Origin of the sequence: Archangium gephyra (assembly GCF_042230915.1) — a bacterium.
In the GTDB taxonomy this organism is placed as follows: Bacteria; Myxococcota; Myxococcia; order Myxococcales; family Myxococcaceae; genus Archangium; species Archangium gephyra_B.
The window spans coordinates 2,184,876-2,200,570 of sequence record NZ_CP102578.1; the positions used below are offsets into that span (position 1 = coordinate 2,184,876).

16 protein-coding genes are annotated in these 15,695 nt (G+C 69.9%); 10 read left to right on the forward strand and 6 right to left on the reverse strand.

Going from position 1 to position 15,695, the window contains the following annotated elements; translation table 11 throughout:
• Positions 1 to 68 precede the first annotated feature (68 nt).
• The gene (locus tag NR798_RS08685) at positions 69 to 1,091 is read right to left on the reverse strand and encodes a hypothetical protein (protein WP_375770968.1); all 1,023 of its coding nucleotides are present in this window, start codon (positions 1,089 to 1,091) and stop codon (positions 69 to 71) included.
• A 189-nt stretch (positions 1,092 to 1,280) separates the two neighbouring features.
• Here NR798_RS08685 and NR798_RS08690 point away from each other — a divergent pair, with 189 nt between their 5' ends.
• Complete coding sequence (locus NR798_RS08690; RefSeq protein ID WP_375770969.1) at positions 1,281 to 1,736, forward strand: RsbRD N-terminal domain-containing protein; 456 nt, start codon at positions 1,281 to 1,283, stop codon at positions 1,734 to 1,736.
• Here NR798_RS08690 and NR798_RS08695 read toward each other — a convergent pair.
• Positions 1,733 to 3,265, reverse strand: a complete 1,533-nt coding sequence (locus NR798_RS08695; protein WP_375770970.1) for an MBOAT family O-acyltransferase — start codon at positions 3,263 to 3,265, stop codon at positions 1,733 to 1,735. The genes NR798_RS08690 and NR798_RS08695 overlap by 4 nt on opposite strands.
• Positions 3,266 to 3,420: 155 nt before the next feature.
• Here NR798_RS08695 and NR798_RS08700 point away from each other — a divergent pair, with 155 nt between their 5' ends.
• The 6 genes from NR798_RS08700 to NR798_RS08725 all read left to right on the forward strand — a co-directional run bounded on the left by NR798_RS08700 (position 3,421) and on the right by NR798_RS08725 (position 9,604).
• Positions 3,421 to 4,077, forward strand: coding sequence for a TetR/AcrR family transcriptional regulator (locus NR798_RS08700; RefSeq protein ID WP_375770971.1), 657 nt, complete (start codon positions 3,421 to 3,423; stop codon positions 4,075 to 4,077).
• A complete protein-coding gene (locus NR798_RS08705) occupies positions 4,074 to 5,342 on the forward strand; it encodes an ABC transporter permease (RefSeq protein WP_375770972.1) in 1,269 nt (422 codons plus the stop codon). Before NR798_RS08700 ends, NR798_RS08705 begins: the two co-directional genes overlap by 4 nt.
• Positions 5,339 to 6,604 carry an ABC transporter permease gene (locus tag NR798_RS08710; RefSeq protein WP_375770973.1) on the forward strand — a complete coding sequence of 422 codons (1,266 nt, stop codon included), beginning with the start codon at positions 5,339 to 5,341 and terminating at the stop codon, positions 6,602 to 6,604. Before NR798_RS08705 ends, NR798_RS08710 begins: the two co-directional genes overlap by 4 nt.
• Before the next feature lie 38 nt (positions 6,605 to 6,642).
• Complete coding sequence (locus NR798_RS08715; protein WP_375770974.1) at positions 6,643 to 7,368, forward strand: outer membrane lipoprotein-sorting protein; 726 nt, start codon at positions 6,643 to 6,645, stop codon at positions 7,366 to 7,368.
• Positions 7,369 to 7,438: 70 nt separating this feature from the next.
• The gene (locus NR798_RS08720) at positions 7,439 to 8,863 is read left to right on the forward strand and encodes a hypothetical protein (RefSeq protein ID WP_375770975.1); all 1,425 of its coding nucleotides are present in this window, start codon (positions 7,439 to 7,441) and stop codon (positions 8,861 to 8,863) included.
• Positions 8,864 to 8,875: 12 nt separating this feature from the next.
• Positions 8,876 to 9,604 carry an ABC transporter ATP-binding protein gene (locus tag NR798_RS08725; protein WP_375770976.1) on the forward strand — a complete coding sequence of 243 codons (729 nt, stop codon included), beginning with the start codon at positions 8,876 to 8,878 and terminating at the stop codon, positions 9,602 to 9,604.
• A 74-nt stretch (positions 9,605 to 9,678) separates the two neighbouring features.
• Here the strand turns inward: NR798_RS08725 and NR798_RS08730 are convergent, their stop codons facing one another.
• Positions 9,679 to 10,026, reverse strand: coding sequence for a hypothetical protein (locus NR798_RS08730; RefSeq protein ID WP_375770977.1), 348 nt, complete (start codon positions 10,024 to 10,026; stop codon positions 9,679 to 9,681).
• Positions 10,027 to 10,389: 363 nt separating this feature from the next.
• On the opposite strand from NR798_RS08730, the gene NR798_RS08735 reads away from it, so the two are divergent.
• From NR798_RS08735 to NR798_RS08745, 3 genes are read left to right on the forward strand one after another with little or no spacing between them, the layout of a single operon-like run.
• Positions 10,390 to 10,758 carry a hypothetical protein gene (locus tag NR798_RS08735; RefSeq protein WP_375770978.1) on the forward strand — a complete coding sequence of 123 codons (369 nt, stop codon included), beginning with the start codon at positions 10,390 to 10,392 and terminating at the stop codon, positions 10,756 to 10,758.
• Between the two features lie 50 nt (positions 10,759 to 10,808).
• Positions 10,809 to 12,149: an ATP-binding protein gene (locus NR798_RS08740; protein WP_375773739.1), complete on the forward strand. Its 1,341-nt coding sequence runs from the start codon at positions 10,809 to 10,811 to the stop codon at positions 12,147 to 12,149.
• Complete coding sequence (locus NR798_RS08745; protein ID WP_375770979.1) at positions 12,146 to 13,483, forward strand: sigma-54-dependent transcriptional regulator; 1,338 nt, start codon at positions 12,146 to 12,148, stop codon at positions 13,481 to 13,483. Before NR798_RS08740 ends, NR798_RS08745 begins: the two co-directional genes overlap by 4 nt.
• Before the next feature lie 71 nt (positions 13,484 to 13,554).
• Here the strand turns inward: NR798_RS08745 and NR798_RS08750 are convergent, their stop codons facing one another.
• From NR798_RS08750 to NR798_RS08760, 3 genes are all read right to left on the reverse strand, one after another.
• The gene (locus NR798_RS08750; RefSeq protein ID WP_073563030.1) at positions 13,555 to 13,968 is read right to left on the reverse strand and encodes a secondary thiamine-phosphate synthase enzyme YjbQ; all 414 of its coding nucleotides are present in this window, start codon (positions 13,966 to 13,968) and stop codon (positions 13,555 to 13,557) included.
• A gap of 70 nt (positions 13,969 to 14,038) precedes the next feature.
• Positions 14,039 to 14,773 (reverse strand): alpha/beta hydrolase, encoded by a 735-nt coding sequence (locus NR798_RS08755; protein WP_375770980.1) that lies wholly within the window; start codon positions 14,771 to 14,773, stop codon positions 14,039 to 14,041.
• 11 nt (positions 14,774 to 14,784) lie between these two features.
• Positions 14,785 to 15,567, reverse strand: coding sequence for a peptidylprolyl isomerase (locus NR798_RS08760; protein WP_375770981.1), 783 nt, complete (start codon positions 15,565 to 15,567; stop codon positions 14,785 to 14,787).
• Positions 15,568 to 15,695 lie beyond the last annotated feature (128 nt).

Consider the following 15,695-nt stretch of genomic DNA (forward strand, 5'->3'; position numbering starts at 1 on the left):
CTTGGACTGCGGAACAACGAGGTTCGTCCGGGGGACGGCCGAGCACGTTCCCGCCGGTTTCCGCGTGCTTAGGGCACCGGGGGCCCGCTCACCGGAGCGGAAGGGCTCGCCTGCCCGCCCGCTCTGAAACGCCGCAACCCGTCGGCGTAGAGCGCGCGGTAGGCCTCCAGCGTCACGCCGCCCACCCGGGCGCCGAATGTGTCCTCGTGCCCGGCGAGTCGGCGGGTGACCCGCGCGTTGACCTCGTTGCCGTAGTGGCGCCCGTCGTAGGTGTTGCCGGGGTTCGCGGTGACGTCCGAGGGCACGGCGAAGTCGTAGACGTCGTCGAACACGGACGTGAGCGCGTGCAGGCAGCGCAGGTAGTCCGGCAGCGCGCCCGTGCGCTCCAGCTCGGCCACGTGCCACGCGGACAGCGGCGGCATCCACCCGACGAACCGGGCCTCGGGGAAGAGATCGCGCAGCTCGCGGAAGCGCGCCACCCGGGCCGGGTCCAGCGCTCGCGGGGAGAGCCGCAGACCCTCGGGGTCGAAGGTGCCGGCGTCGGGGCGGACCACCACCTCGAAGCGCTCGTCGTAGAACTTGGGGTAGGGCGACTGGTCCAGCACCGCCAGCACCGACCAGAGCAGCGCGTCCAGCGACAGGTAGCTCTTCCAGCGCGGAGGCGGGGCCTCGCCCCGGGCGACGAAGTCCGGCACGTCCACCTGCGCATCCACTCGGGCATCGAAGTTCACGAAGTCCGTGCCGATGATGACGAGCGAGGGCTTCGCCCCGTGCGCGCGCAACCACCGGGCATAAGCGAGGAACTCGCCCACCACGCCCGCGCTGAAGGCGAGGTTGAGGCAGCGGTGCGGCGCCAGCAGCGAGGGGCGCACGATGGTGGAGGTGGAGCTGCCCAGGATGAGGCAGTCGTAGCGGGCGGGGTCCTGGAAGAAGAGGTTGGCCTTGGAGACGCGCTCGTTGAACTCGTAGTTGCGCCCGGTGAGGCGGTTGCCCCGGCCATACCAGAGCGGATCCACGAGCAGGTTGAGCGCGAGCGCACCCAGCACCAGCGCCGCCGTGGCCACCGCCCAATGCTTGAGGTACCTGTCCATGCCCACGGGCGCGTCTCCGTCGGCCAGAGCATCGCCGCTCCGGGGCGCAGACGGAAGGAGCGGGATGGCCTCTGCCACCCTGCCTGCCGGGCCTCCTGCCTGGGATTGACCCGCGGACCAGGGCCGGGCGCCGGGACAGAACGCCGCACAGGTACCAACGTTCTCTCAGGCACTCGCGGGAGCGCATCCATGAGAACCATCGCCGACATGATGGAGGCCGGCTCGGAGCAGATCTTCGAACGCTGGTTGGAGCGGGTTCAGGAGGACCATGCTCCCGGGGCGCTCTCCAGGCCGGAGCTGGCGGACCACATCCCGGACTTCCTACGGGAGGTGGTGGCGGCGCTGCGCCGCGAGGAGGAAGGACAGGCGCCCAAGACGCACCGGGTGGGCCCCCTGGGCTGGGAGCACGGCGAGCAGCGCTTCCGCGTCGGCTTCGATCTGTCCAACATGGTGCGCGAGTACGGTGCCCTGCACGACTGCATCTACGACTTCATGGAGGAGCAGGGGCACGCGCTGCTTCGCGTGGAGGAGGTGCGGGTGCTGGTGCAGTGCTTCAACCGGGCCATCGCCGAGGCCGTCGTGCACTACACGCGCATCCGCGAGCGGGAGCTCCTGGGCAACGAGGCGCCTCCCCCTCCGGGCTAGAAGTTGTAATAGATGAACTCGCTCACCTCGCTCAGGCGGAGGATGGCCACCGCGGCCATCGCGGCGCAGGCGAGCACTTGGCCCGGAGTGGGCTGCCAGCCCCAGCGCGAGGCCGGGAAGGCGCGGGGCGAGTCCTCCACCAGCGCGGGGTTGTGCGGCCCCATCCAGCGGTGCAGGCCCCCCGAGAGGAACACCACCGGGAGCGCCGCGAGCAGCACCGCCGTCTTCGTCGCCGCCCGGAAGAAGCCGGAGAGGTCGTCGTTCCACACCGCGCGGAAGGCGAGCCCCGGCTGCGCGCCGTCCGCCAGGCCCGCCATGCCCCGGAGCACGCCGAGCGCGCCCTCGAGCGTCTCGGCGCGGAAGAAGACCCAGGCCACCACCACCGCCCCGTAGGTCGCGGCGATGGCCAGGGGCCGCGTCCACCGGCCCTCCTGCCCGAGCGGCGCCAGTCCCCACCGCTCGCGCAGGGAAGTCCACACGTGGGTGAGGACGAGCAGGGCGCCATGCAGCCCGCCCCAGACGATGAAGTTCCACCCGGCGCCGTGCCACAGCCCGCCGAGCAGCATGGTGAGCATCAGGTTGACGTAGCGGCGGACGCGGCCCTTCCGGTTGCCGCCCAGCGCCACGTAGAGGTAGTCGCGCAGGAAGCGGGAGAGGGAGATGTGCCAGCGGCGCCAGAACTCGACGATGCTCGCCGAGCGGTAGGGCGTGTCGAAGTTGAGCGGCAGGCGGATGTTGAACATCCACGCCAGGCCGATGGCCATGTCCGAATAGCCGGAGAAGTCGAAGTAGAGCTGCAGCGAGAAGGCGATGGCGCCCACCCACCCGTCCACGAGGCCCACGGGCACGCCCTGGGCCGCGGCGGCGAAGACGGGGTTGGCGAACTGGGCGACGACATCCGCCACGGCCACCTTCTTGAACAGGCCGCGGAAGAAGCAGGTGAGCCCCACGGTGAGGCGCTCGGAGCGCAGGCGCGCCACGTCCGGCGAGGCGAACTGCGGGAGCATCTCCCGGTGGTTCACCAGGGGCCCGGCGATCTCATGCGGGAAGAAGGTGACGAAGAGGCCGTAGCGCAGGACGCTCGGCTCGCGGTGGCCGGTGCGGTAGCAGTCGACGAGGTAGGCCACCTGCTGGAAGGTGTAGAAGGAGATGGCCAGCGGCAGCCGGGGCGGCGCGTAGTCCCACCGCGTCCCGAGCAGCGCCTGGAGGTTCTCCACGAGGAAGCCCGAGTACTTGAAGTACGCGAGCAGCCCGAGGTCGATGGTGAGGCCGGCGATGAGGAGCCAGCGGGCGCGCCGCTTGTCCACGGAGGAGAGCGAGGCGATGCGGGCGCCGAGCAGGTAGTCGAAGGACAGCGAGGCGACGAGCAGCAGCACGTAGCCGGCGGACCACCAGCCGTAGAAGACGAGGGAGGCGGCGAGGAGGGAGAAGAGGGCCTCGCGCGTACGGCCGCGGTGTCCCAGCCCGAAGTAGACGAGGAGGGCCGCGGGCAGGAAGACGAAGAGGAAGACGTGCGAGTTGAAGAGCATCCGCGAGCCGCAGAGAGCGGGTGGCCACAGGCTACCAAATCTCCCCTCGCCCTCCGGGAGAGGGACAGGGTGAGGGTGCCTGTCCCCCTGCTTCAACCCGTGCACCCCCCTGTCTTGCCAACTTATTGAACGTTCGTTAAGTAAAGGCCCCACGTATGGCGAGGCCGACGAAAGAGGAAGCCCGGGACACGCGCCGCCTGATTCTGGACGCGGCGCTGGACCTGTTCTCGGAAGGGGGCTTCGCGGGCACGTCAATGAGGCAGATCGCCCGGGCGGTGGGGGTGCGCGAGAGCGCGCTGTACCACCACTTCCCGTCGAAGGCGGCCATCTTCGAGGCGCTGCTGGCGGAGATGGGGCCGGGCAGGTCGGAGCATCTGGAGTCGCTGGACCTGGATGCGATGCTGCGGGAGGGCCCCGAGCCGCTGCTGCGCTCCATCGCCCGCTTCATGATCGAGGGCTGGGCCACGCCGCACGAGCAGAAGTTCGTCCGCATGCTGATGGCCGAGGGTCCACGGCTGAAGGACGCGGGCCAGGTGCACTCCTCGGTGATGGCGAGCCGGGGCCGGCTGGGAGGGCTCTTCGCGGAGCTGGCCCGAAGGGGAGCCATCCGGCCCGGAGACTTCGAGCTGTACGCCATCGAGTTCATGGGGCCGATGCTGATGATGCGGCTGATGTACCTGGTGCTGGCCGGGGGCACGCCGGACGTGGAGCGCCTGCTCGAGCGAGTGGACGCGCACGTGCACCATTTCTGTGAGTCCGTGAAGGTGGGGGAAGCCATGACGGTGAAGTCCGTTTCGCGGAGGCGCTCATGAGGCTGCTGTCGCTCGCCGCGCGCAACCTGCTGCGCAACCGGCGCCGTACCGCCATCTCGCTCGTCGCGCTGGTGGTGGGCGTGGGCGCGATGGTGGCGCTGCGTGGCTTCGTCAACGGCCAGCAGCGCGTCATCCTGGAGAACCTCGTCTTCGGACAGGTGGGCGCGGTGCAGGTGCACAAGAAGGGCTACCTGGCCAACGTGCAGGGCTCGCCGCTCACGCTGGACATGGCGGACTCCGAGGAGCTGCGTCGGCGCATCGCGTCCGTCGCGGATGTGACGGCCGTGTCGCCGCGCATCGCCTTCGGCGGGATGATCTCCCTGCCGGACGTGGAGGGCGCCACGGAGGACGAGGGGGCCGGCAAGACGGGCTTCCTCCAGCTCACCGCCTTCGACCCGGCGCTGGAGCCGAAGGTGACGCCGCAGCGCTCGACGTGGCTGGGCAAGGGCGCGCACCTGTCCGGGGTGGAGGCGCCGGAGCTGCTGCTCAACGCGGACATGGCGAGGAGCCTGCGCGCGGAGGTGACGGATGCCCGGGTGCCCTCGGAGCGCTGGCCGGCGCTGCTGTCGGGGGACCGGGACGGGGCGCTCAATGGCGAGGCGGTGCGCGTGGCGGGCACGCTGGTGAGCGCGACACCGGGAGACCGGCGGCAGGGGTACGTGCCGCTGGGGACGGCGCAGCGGCTGTTGCGGATGGAGGGCCGGGTGACGGAGTACGCGCTGGCGGTGACGCGGATGGAGGACGCGCCCCGGGTGCGGGACGCGGTGCAGGCGGCGCTCGGGCCCGAGTACGAGGTCCACACGTGGGATCAGGTGCTGCCCTTCGTCGCGCAGCTGGTGGGCCACCAGGACTTCATCTTCGGCATCATGACGTCGGTGTTCCTGCTGACGGTGCTGCTGGGCATCGTCAACGTGATGCTGATGAGCGTGCTGGAGCGGGTGCGGGAGATTGGCACCATGCTGGCGGTGGGGACGCGGCGGCGGCAGGTGGTGGCGCTCTTCCTCATGGAGGGGGCGGTGCTGGGGCTGGTGGGTGGCCTGCTCGGAGCGCTGGTGGGGTGGGCGTTGACGGCGTGGCTCGGCCAGCGGGGCATCCACCTGCCGGCGCCTGGAGCGGCGGCGGACAGCCTCATCCGTCCCCATGTCTCGATGCTGTACCTCGTGCGCGCGGTGGGTATGGCCACGGTGGGTGCGGCGCTCGCCGCCCTGTGGCCCGCGTACCGTGCCGCCCAGCTCCGTCCGGTGGAGGCCCTGGCCCACTCATGAGCACTCTCTCTTCCATCGCCGCGCGCAACGTGGCGCGCAACCGCCGCCGAAGCCTCGTCACCCTGGCCGCCGTCCTGCTGGGCGTCACGGCCGTGCTCGTGCTGCGCGGCTTCATCGACGGCTTCGTGCGCCTCATGGTGGACGACATCGTCCAGGGCAAGACGGGCGCCCTGCAGGTCCACACCACCGGCTACATGGACAGCAGTGACGCGCTGCTGCTGGAGCCGAGCATCCCCTACGACGAGGCCCTGCTGGCCCGCGTGCGCGCCGTGCCCGGAGTGACGGGGGTCACGGGCCGCATCCAGTTCTCCGGGCTGGTGAGCAACGGCGTGTCCCAGACGATGTTCGTGGGGCGTGCGCTGGACGTGCTCACGGAGAAGCAGGCCGTGCCCCGGGCGGGCTTCGACGTGCTGCCCGGAGGCCGGGCGCTCGCGGGCGGGGACCATGCTCACGCCATCCTCGGCAACGAGCTGGCGCAGTCCTTCCACGCCGTGACACCGGCGGAGAAGACGAAGGCGGCGGGGGCCGAATCGCTCGTGGACCGGGTGACGCTCGCCTCGTCGAGCCCCAAGGGCCGCGCCAACTCGCTGGACGTGTCGGTGGAGGGGCTGAGCGTGTCCAGCCTGCCCTTCGAGAACAAGCGCGTGGTGACGGTGCCGCTGAAGTTGGCGCAGGAGCTGTTGGGGATGGAAGGGCGGGTGACGGAGCTCGCCGTGGCGGTGGACGACCTGCGCAACCTGGAGCGCATCGCGGCGGATCTACGGAGGGAGCTCGGCCCCCAGTACGAGGTGCACACGTGGCAGGAGCTGCAGCCCTTCGTGCGCGACATCATCAGCCGTCAGAGCTTCGTGATGGGGCTCATCTCCCTCATCCTCTTCGTCATCATCATCACGGGCATCATCAACACGATGCTGATGAGCGTGTTCGAGCGGGTGCGGGAGATTGGCACCATGCTGGCGGTGGGAATGCGCCGCAAGCAGGTGCTGACGATGTTCCTGGTGGAGGCGGCGCTGCTGGGCGTGCTGGGCGGGGTGGGGGGCGTGCTGCTGGGGAGCGCCATCGTGCGCGGCATCGCGGCGCGGGGCATTCCCATGTCCCTGGTGGTCAGCAGCGGCTCGCAGTCCGTGCTGCGGCCGGAGCTGAATCCCTCGTTCGTGGGGATGACGCTGGCGGTGGCGGTGGTGGGGGCCCTGGCCGCGGCGGCGTGGCCGGCGTGGAGGGCCAGCCGGTTGGATCCGGTGGAAGCGCTGCGCTCGGTGTGAATCCCGTTTCCTCTTCTTTCTTCCCAAGGAGCTTGCAGATGAGAGCCTTCACCCTCGCCCTGATGACGCTGCTCGTGGCGGCCCCGGCGCTGGCCGCGGAGCCCACCGCGGAGGAGCTGCTGGCGAAGTACGACGCGGTGATGGGGCCGCGCACCTTCGAGACCGAGTCGGAGATGACGGCCTTCCGAGAGGACGGCAGCAGCCGCACCTACGTGATGAAGATGCTGCGCGGCGAGGACGACAAGTTCCGCGTCTGGTTCAAGGGGCCGGCGAGCGTGAAGGGGCAGGAGATGCTGCGCTCGGGCGACAACATGTGGGTGTACCTGCCCAACCTCAAGCGGGCGACGCGCATCGCCAACCGCGACAGCTTCCAGGGAGGCGACTTCAACAACGCGGACGTGATGCGGGTGAACTACACGAAGGACTACACGGCGAAGCTGGTGGCCTCGGAGGTGGCGGACACGTACGCACTGGAGCTGAAGGCGAAGAACGCGGAGACGGCGTACGACTCCATCAAGCTGTGGCTGCGCAAGAAGGATGGGATGCCGGTGAAGGGGGAGTACTACGGGACGAGCGGGCAGATGCTGCGCAGCGCGGAGTTCACCGAGTACACGGAGTTCGAGAAGGGCTACACGCGGCCGGCGAAGGTGGTGATGCGCAACGAGCTGGTGAAGGCGAGGCGCTCGGAGCTGTTGCTCAAGGGGATGAAGCTGAACGTGGAAGCGCCGGCCCAGCGTTTCACGCAGGCGGACCTGGGCCGCTGACCGTGTATGCCCCCTCTCCCTTTGGGAGAGGGCTGGGGTGAGGGTCTTCACCTTCTCTGGGGTTCCCACCATGCGCTATCTCGTCGCATCCCTGGTTGTACTCACGACCGTCCCGGCGCTGGGCGCCGAGGTGACGGGTTACGTGGAGAGCCGCACGCAGTACCAGCGCTCGCGGGTGACGGGCCTGCTGCCGACGGACTCTCAACCGGAGCTGCAGCAGTTGCTGGAGCTGAACGTGCAGCCGCGGCAGGAGTACCGTCCCGGAGGCTTCATCTCCGCGGACCTGTCGCTCTTCCTGCAGGCCTCGGGGCGCTACCGGGGCCTGGATGCGAACGGGAACGAAGTCCCGGTGGCGGAGAAGGAGTCGAGCGCGGCGAAGCCGCTGGTGTCGCTCAACGAGCTGTATGTGAGCCACGAGGTGGTGCCGCAGTTGCACCTGCTGGCGGGGAAGAAGCGGGTCATCTGGGGCTCGGGGATGGCGTTCAACCCGACGGACCTCATCAACCCGCCGAAGGACCCGACGGACCCGAACTTCCAGCGGGCCGGGGCGTACATGGTGCGGGTGGAGGTGCCGCTGGAGACATACGCCTTCACGCTGCTGGCGAGCCCGGCGGTGCTCAAGCAGCAGAACGGGCTGCCGCAGGCGCTGCTCGCGTACCCCAAGTGGGACCGCAAGGACGACGAGCTGCACTACTTGGTGGCGGCGCGCGCCTACGCGCTGGTGGCGGACGCGGACGTCAACCTGATGCTCTTCCACTCCAACCTGTACGGGGACGCCTTCGAGGACAAGACGCGGCTGGGCTTCTCCTTCTCGCGCTACTTCTTCACGGACTACGAGCTGCATGTGGAGGGGCTGGTGGGCTTCGGCTCGGCGCGGCGCTACCCGGTGGGCGCGTGCCTGGAGGACCGGCTCTCGGCGGCGGGTTGTGTGCTCCGGAGCGAGGCCTTCTTCTCCACCAAGCGCCTGGACGAGCAGAAGCTCCGCCCGAGGGTGCTGGCCGGCACGCGCTACATGTTCGGCGACGAGTCGATGCTCTCGGTAGAGTACCTCTACCAGGCGGACGGGCTGAAGCGGGACGAGCTCCAGCACTACGTCAACGCTCTGGGCCTGCTGCGGGTGGCGCGGGACTTCGGGCTGGATCCATCAGGAGTGGACCCGGGCGGGAGCGTGGACACGGGGCTGCCGCAGAAGTTCAGCTTCGAGCCGCTCGGGCGCCACTACGCCTTCCTCAGCTACCAGAAGCCGAAGATTCGCGACGACTTCACCTTCAACGTGGTGGTGATGGCCAGCCTGCAGGACCTGTCGGGCCTCATCACCCCGAGCCTCTCCTGGGCGGCCACCGAGTGGATGACGCTCACGCTCTCGGGCTTCGTGCCCTGGCAGGGCCCGGACTCGCTCGCGGTGAAGGTGCCGGAGAGCGGCGCCTACGTGAGCGAGCTGAGCCTGCTGCCCCTCGAATATCGCGGCCTCTTCCAGGTCCGCCTCTTCTACTGAAGGACGTGTGCCATGCCCTCGCAGAACCTCCTCGAGCTGAAGGCCATCACCAAGGATTACCTCCTGGGCAAGACGAAGGTGAGCGCGCTGCGCGGCGTGGACCTGGAGGTCTCCGCTGGCGAGTTCACCGTGGTGACGGGCCCCTCGGGCAGCGGCAAGACGACGCTGCTCAACATCATCGGGTGCCTGGACCGGGCGACGAGCGGCTCCTACAGGCTGGACGGCGAGGAGGTGGGGGACCGTGACTTCGACGCGCTCGCCGAGGTGCGCAACCGGAAGATCGGCTTCATCTTCCAGAGCTTCAACCTCATCCCCGTGCTCAACGTGGCGGAGAACATCGAGTTCCCCTGCATGGTGCGCAAGGACTCCGAGGGCAAGGCGGCGCTGCGCCAGCGGGTGGTGGCCCTGGCCGCGGCGGTGGGCCTCGAGCCCTACCTGCACCACAAGCCGGACGAGCTGTCGGGCGGCCAGCGGCAGCGCGTGGCCATCGCCCGCGCCCTCATCACCGAGCCGCGGTTGGTGCTGGCGGACGAGCCCACGGCGAACCTGGACTCGGCGACGAGCGAGCAGATCCTGGACCTGATGTTGCGGCTCAACCGGGAGAAGGGGGTGACGTTCCTCTTCTCCACGCACGACCCGCGGGTGGTGCGGCATGCGCGGCGGGCGCTGCACATCCAGGACGGGAAGATGGTGCCGGGCGAGCTCCAGGCCGACGCCCTCAAGGCCGCCGGCGCGCACTGAGCCCGCGAAACGGCGAGGGCGCCTCCCTTCGCAGGGGGCGCCCTCACTGGTGCTTCGAGACGAAGCGGAAGGACTTACTTGGTCTCGGCGGCGTGCGCGGCCTTCTTCTCGGCCTTGGCGGCCTTCTTCTCGGCCTTCTTCACCTCGGGCTTGGCCTCGGCCTTCATGGCCTCCGGCTTGGCCTCGGCCTTCATGGCCTCCGGCTTGGCCTCGGCCTTCATGGCCTCCGGCTTGGCCTCGGCCTTCATGGCCTCCGGCTTGGCCTCGGCCTTCATGGCCTCCGGCTTGGCCTCGGCCTTCATCTCGGCGGCGGGAGCGGCCGGGGCGGCGGCGGGAGCCGGCTTGGTCTCGGCCTTCACGGGCTCAGAGGCAAACGCGGACATGGAGGCGGTCAGGGCGATGGCGGCGATGATGTTCTTCATGTGGATTCTCCGAGCAGCAACGAAACGTCGCGGCATTGCGGCGTTGCGTGGTGGACACTGAGCACTCGCCGTGCCAGGGCCTCCGCCGAGGGAAGGCGCCGCGGGGTTGCGGAGATTCTCCCCATTCCGCCTGCCCGGCCTGGGGGCGCCCTCCCCACAAAGCGCCGGAGGTCTTTGACGACACCCCGCGTCTTGGGGATGCTGGCCATGTCAGCCGGAGACAGTAGAGCCCGGTCTAGCCCGGATGCGCATGCCGCGTGTCCGGAGGACGGGAGCGAAGGCATGCGGTACCTCTTCATCGCGTTGGCAGCGGGTGGGTTGGGAGTGGGATGCGCGACCCCGCGGGTATCCTCTGCGCCCCAGATGTCGGTGGAAGTGGAGGGGTGGCAGCGGCGGTATCAGGAGGAGCGCGAACGTGCGGAAGCACTCGCGGTGCGGCTCGCCGAAGCGGAGAGCGCACTCGAGGTGGCGGCCCAGGAGCGCGCCGAGTCCGCGCAGCTCACCCATGTGCTGGAGGACGAGCTGGGCCGGGCGGCGGCGGTGCGGCACTCGTTGGTGGAGCACAACGCGCAGCTGGTGTCGCGGCAGCGCGAGCTGACGGCGCTCCAGGAGGAGTCGGAGGACGTGTGGTACCAGACGGCGCTCTCGCGGGCGCGGCGCCGCAGCCAGCCCCAGCCCGCGCAGGAGCCCTCGCAGGTGCCGTCTCCGACGATGCCCGCTGGCCGTCCGTGAGCCCTCGCGCGTCCATCCGGGGTTACCGCGCCGGCTTCCTGTTCGCGGTGATGCTGCTGGCGGCGGTGGCTGGCGTCACGCTCTGGACGGAGGTGCGCACCAGCCGTCAGGTGGCCGAGCGCGTCCAGGAGGCGCTCGACCGGGCCGGTCTCATCGGCCGCATCCGCGTGGACGCGCTCTCGCTGGAGTCCGCCATCGAGGCGCATATCCGCGCCACCGATGATCCGCAGCGCCAGGCGGCGGACGAGGTGATGGAGGACATCCTCGCGGACATCCGCGAGGCCACCCAGGAGTACACGAGGGAGCTGCCCCACGGGGACACGCTGGTGGTGTGGCAGCGCTTCAACATGGCCTGCACGCGGCTGGCCGAGCAGGTGCGCGCCGCGGCCGTCTTCTCCCATCGTCAGGAGGCCGAGCAGGCCCGGCACCACCTGGTGGAGCAGGTGCGTCCCCTGGCCGAGGAGATTGATGGATTGGCGGGGCAGCTCGCGCGGGAGAACGCGGACGAGGCCCGGCTGCTGTTGGGCCACCTGGCCTCGCTGCGCGTGCGCAACCTCGCGTTCGGCGGCGGGGTGACGCTGCTGGCGGTGCTGGTGTCGCTCTGTGTGGGCTGGCGCATCACCTCGGTGCTGGAGCGGCAGGAGGCCACCATCCAGGCGCAGCTGGGGGAGCTGGACCGGCGCAACCAGGAACTGGACGCCTTCACCCGGCGCGTGGCGCATGACCTGATGGGGCCGTTGTCGCCGCTCAAGGGGTACCTCACGCTGCTGCGCCGTTCAGGGGCGGTGAAGGACGCGCAGGCGCTGGAGCTGGTGTCGCTCTCCGAGTCCAGCGCGGTGCGCATGGGCGAGCTCATCGAGGCGCTGCTGCGCTTCTGCCGTGCCGGCACCCGGGGCGAGCCCGCGGTGGGCGAGCTGGACACGGCCGTGAGCACGCTGCTGTTGGAGGTGAGCCAGACGGCCGCCGCGCAGGGCGTGGCGCTGGAGCGCTCGCTGGAGTCCGGGGTGAAGGTGCCGTGCCCCTCGCAGCTGTTGCAGATCATCGCGCAGAACCTGCTGTCCAACGCGGTGAAGTACACGGCGGGCCGGCCCGAGCCGCGCGTCAGCGTGAAGGTGGCGCGCGAGGGCGGCGAGGCGGTGCTGGAGGTGGCCGACACCGGCGCCGGCATGAGCCCGGAGACGCAGGCGAAGCTCTTCCAGCCTTTCTTCCGGGGCCCGGAGACCCGGGGGATTCCCGGGCACGGGCTCGGCCTGGCCACCACGAAGCGGTTGGTGGAGGCCCACGGCGGCGTGCTGCTGGTACGCTCGGAGTTGGGCGCGGGCACCCGGGTGACGGTCCGCTTTCCCCTGGCGGCCGAGGCCGCTCCCCCTGTCCGCGGAGTCGGTACATGAGCCCCGCCCGTATCCTGGTCGTCGATGATGATCCCCATGCGCGGGATTTGCTCAAGCGCCTGCTCGGCATGCTCGGCGAGGTGTTCCAGGCCTCGCACCCGAAGGAGGCCAGCACGCGGCTCGCCGAGGAGGGGCCGTTCGACCTGGTGCTCACCGACATGGCCATGCCCAACGCGGGGGACGGGCTCGCCGTGCTGCACGAGGTGCGCGCGCAGCTGCCGGACACGCCCGTCATCGTGGTGACGGCCTTCGGCAACATCGAGGGCGCGCTGGACAGCATCCAGCAGGGCGCCTTCGACTACCTCGCCAAGCCCTTCGACGTGGACGCCATCGTGCGCGTGGCGAAGCGGGCGCTGGAGCAGAAGCGGCTGGTGGAGGAGAACCGCTCGCTGCGCAAGCAGGTGGAGCGAGGCTCCATGGTGGGGCGTAGCCCGGCGCTGCTGGAGGTGTACAAGCAGGTGGCCCGGGCGGCGGCCACCTCGGTGCCGGTGCTGATTACGGGGGAGACGGGCACGGGCAAGGAGATGGTGGCGCGCGCGCTGCACCGGCGCTCGCCGCGCTCCAGCGCGGCCTTCATCCCCGTGGACTGTGGCGCCATCGCCGAGTCCCTCATGGAGAGCGAGCTGTTCGGCCATGCGCGCGGCTCGTTCACCGGGGCCTCGGGGGCCCGGCGCGGCCTGTTCGAGGAGGCCCACGGGGGCACGCTGTTCCTCGACGAGATTGGCGACGTGGGACCCAAGGTGCAGGCGCAGTTGCTGCGCGCGTTGCAGGAGGGGGAGATCCGCCGCGTCGGAGAGAGCGCGCCGGTGAAGGTGGACGTCCGGGTGGTGGCCGCGACGAACAAGGACCTGAAGGAGCGGGTGGCCGAGGGCCTGTTCCGCGAGGATCTGCTGTACCGGCTGGACGTGGTGCACCTGCACCTGCCGCCCCTGCGCGAGCGGCGCGAGGACATCCCCGCCCTGGTGGAGTACTTCGCCGCGCTGCATGCACGGGGAGGCGTGGCCCCCGTGGTCACGGCCGAGGTCATGACGCGGCTCACCGCGTACGACTGGCCGGGGAATGTGCGGCAGTTGGAGAACGTGGTGGCGCGGGCACTCGCGCTCAACGTCACCGGCGTGCTGGGGCCCCAGGACTTTCCCGAGCCCATTGGCGATGCACCGAAGAAGCTCAGTGGCCTGGCCGGGGACATGCCCAGTCTGGCCGAGCTGTCACGGCGGTATGCGGCCCATGTGCTCCAGCATGTGGGGGGCAACAAGAGCGAGGCCGCGCGGTTGCTCGGCGTGGACCGCAAGACGCTCTACAAGCTGCTCGAGGCCCAGGAGCCCGCGGAGTAGCTCGGGTGGGAACCTGGGATGTCCGGCACCCTCACCCCGTCCCTCTCCCGGAGGGCGAGGGGAGATTGGGGTCAGCTCACCACGGAGACGGTGACTCGGCGGTGGTGCGGTGATGTCCGGTGCTCCCAGACGTAGATGCCCTGCCATGTTCCCAGGTTCGCTTCGCCTCCCTTGACTGGAACGTTCAGGGAGTTCTGCGTCAGCACCGTCCGCACGTGCGCCGGCATGTCGTCGGGGCCCTCGGCGTCGTGGCGGAAGAGGGGGTCCCCGTCCTTCACCAGCCGCGAGAAGAAGGACTCCAGGTCCTTCCGCACGTCCGGGTCCGCGTTCTCGCACAGCAGCAGCGAGGCGCTCGTGTGGTGCAGGAAGATGGTGCACAGGCCTTCCCGCGCACCGCTCTCCTCCACCGCCCGCTGCACCTCGCCCGTGATGTCGTAGAAGCCCCGGCCCCGCGTCGCCACCGTCAGTTCCTTCGCGCGATACATGGCTCGCCTCCTCCTGGGCCAACGACCCTCACCCTGGCCCTCTCCCAGGGGGAGAGGGGAGGTGACTGACTCAACGGCTCGTGAGCCGGGTGTGCAGGAACTCCGCCATCCGCTCCAGCGCTTCCGGCGCGATCGTGTGCGGTCCGTTGAACGGGATGAACTCCACGGACAGCCCCGCGTCCGTCAGCAGGTCCCGCAGCCGCTCCGCCTGGCCGTACGCCAGCACGTTGTCGACGCGCCCGTGGCTCTGCAGCACCGGCAGGCTCGTGCGCTTCTCCGCCCGCTGCTTCCACTCGTCCTGGCAGATCAGCGTCCCCGACAGGATGCACAACCCCGCCGGAGCCTCCTCCAGCCGCAGCGCCACGTCCGTCGTCACCATGCCGCCCTGGCTGAACCCGCCCAGGACGATCCGCCCGTACGGCAGCTTCGTCGCCGCCGACAGCGCCGACAGCAGGCTCATCAACCCGCGCCTCGCCTGCGCGAGCCCCTCGGGCGTCGCGGCCGCGAACTTGTCCCAGTCGCGCTCCTGCCCCATCAGCACCTCCTGGGGCAGGTTGAACCAGGCCCGCGCGTGCGGCATCCCCATCGCCGACAGCGACAACGGCGCCGCCGGGAACACGAAGCGCACCTTGGCTCCCAGCTCCGGCTTCAGCTCCACCAGCTCCATCGCCAGCGGCACCAGGTCCGTCGCCGGTGCCCCGAAGCCGTGGCATAGCACCACCGCCAGCTCCGGGCTCGCTCCCTCGGCAAGCGCATCCACCACCTGGCAGTCCAGCTCGCCCAGGCGCGTGCTCACTCGTCGCATCGCGTGTCTCATTACTTGGGCTGCTCGGCGGTGATCTTCACCTTCTTCACCACCACGTCCTTCACCGGCCTGTCGCGCTCCCCGGTCGGCACCTTGGAGATGCGCTCCACCACCTCGTAGCCCTTCACCACCTCACCGAAGATGGTGTGCCGGCCCGTCAGGTGCTCCGGAATCGACGTCGTGATGAAGAACTGGCTCCCGTTCGTCCCCGGTCCCCGGTTCGCCATCGCCAGCAGGCCCACCTTGTCGAACCTCCGGCCGTTCTGGACCTCGTCCTCGAAGTTGTAGCCCGGCGAGCCGATGCCCTGGCCCAGTGGATCTCCTCCCTGGATCATGAAGTCCGGGATGACGCGGTGGAAGATGACGTTCTGGTACAGCGGCGTGCCCTTCTTCACCTCATTCGTCTTCGGGTCCTTCCACGTCTGCTCACCGGTGGCCAGGCCCACGAAGTTGGCCACCGTGAGCGGCGCGTCCTTCGAGAAGAGCCGCAGCACGATGGTGCCCTCGCTCGTGTCCATCGTGGCGAACAGCTCCTGGCCCTGCAGCGCCTTCTGCTGCCAGGGGCCCGGGTTCTCCGCGGGAGGCTGCGTCCGGGGGACCGCGCTGGAGCCGTGGACCTTCGGATCCGTGGCGGTGGGCGCGTCCGGCGGAGGCATCACGGGCGCGGGCGCGGGCGGCGTGGTCGGTGGCGTCTGGGCCGCGGGGGGCGTGCCCTCGGGCTGCTTCTCCTTGTCCTTGGAGCAGGCGGTCAGGGCGAGAAGCAGGAGTCCGGTCTTCAGGAGTCGATTGCTCATGGGGCGGGCATCCTACAGAGCGAATGGAGGCTCGCAACCTGGGCCGTCGAGGAATGCAGCGCGCTGAACCGGTGTTCAGAAGCGCGCACGTCCGCTCCGAGCGTTCAGTCCCGTACCGTTGCCCTGAT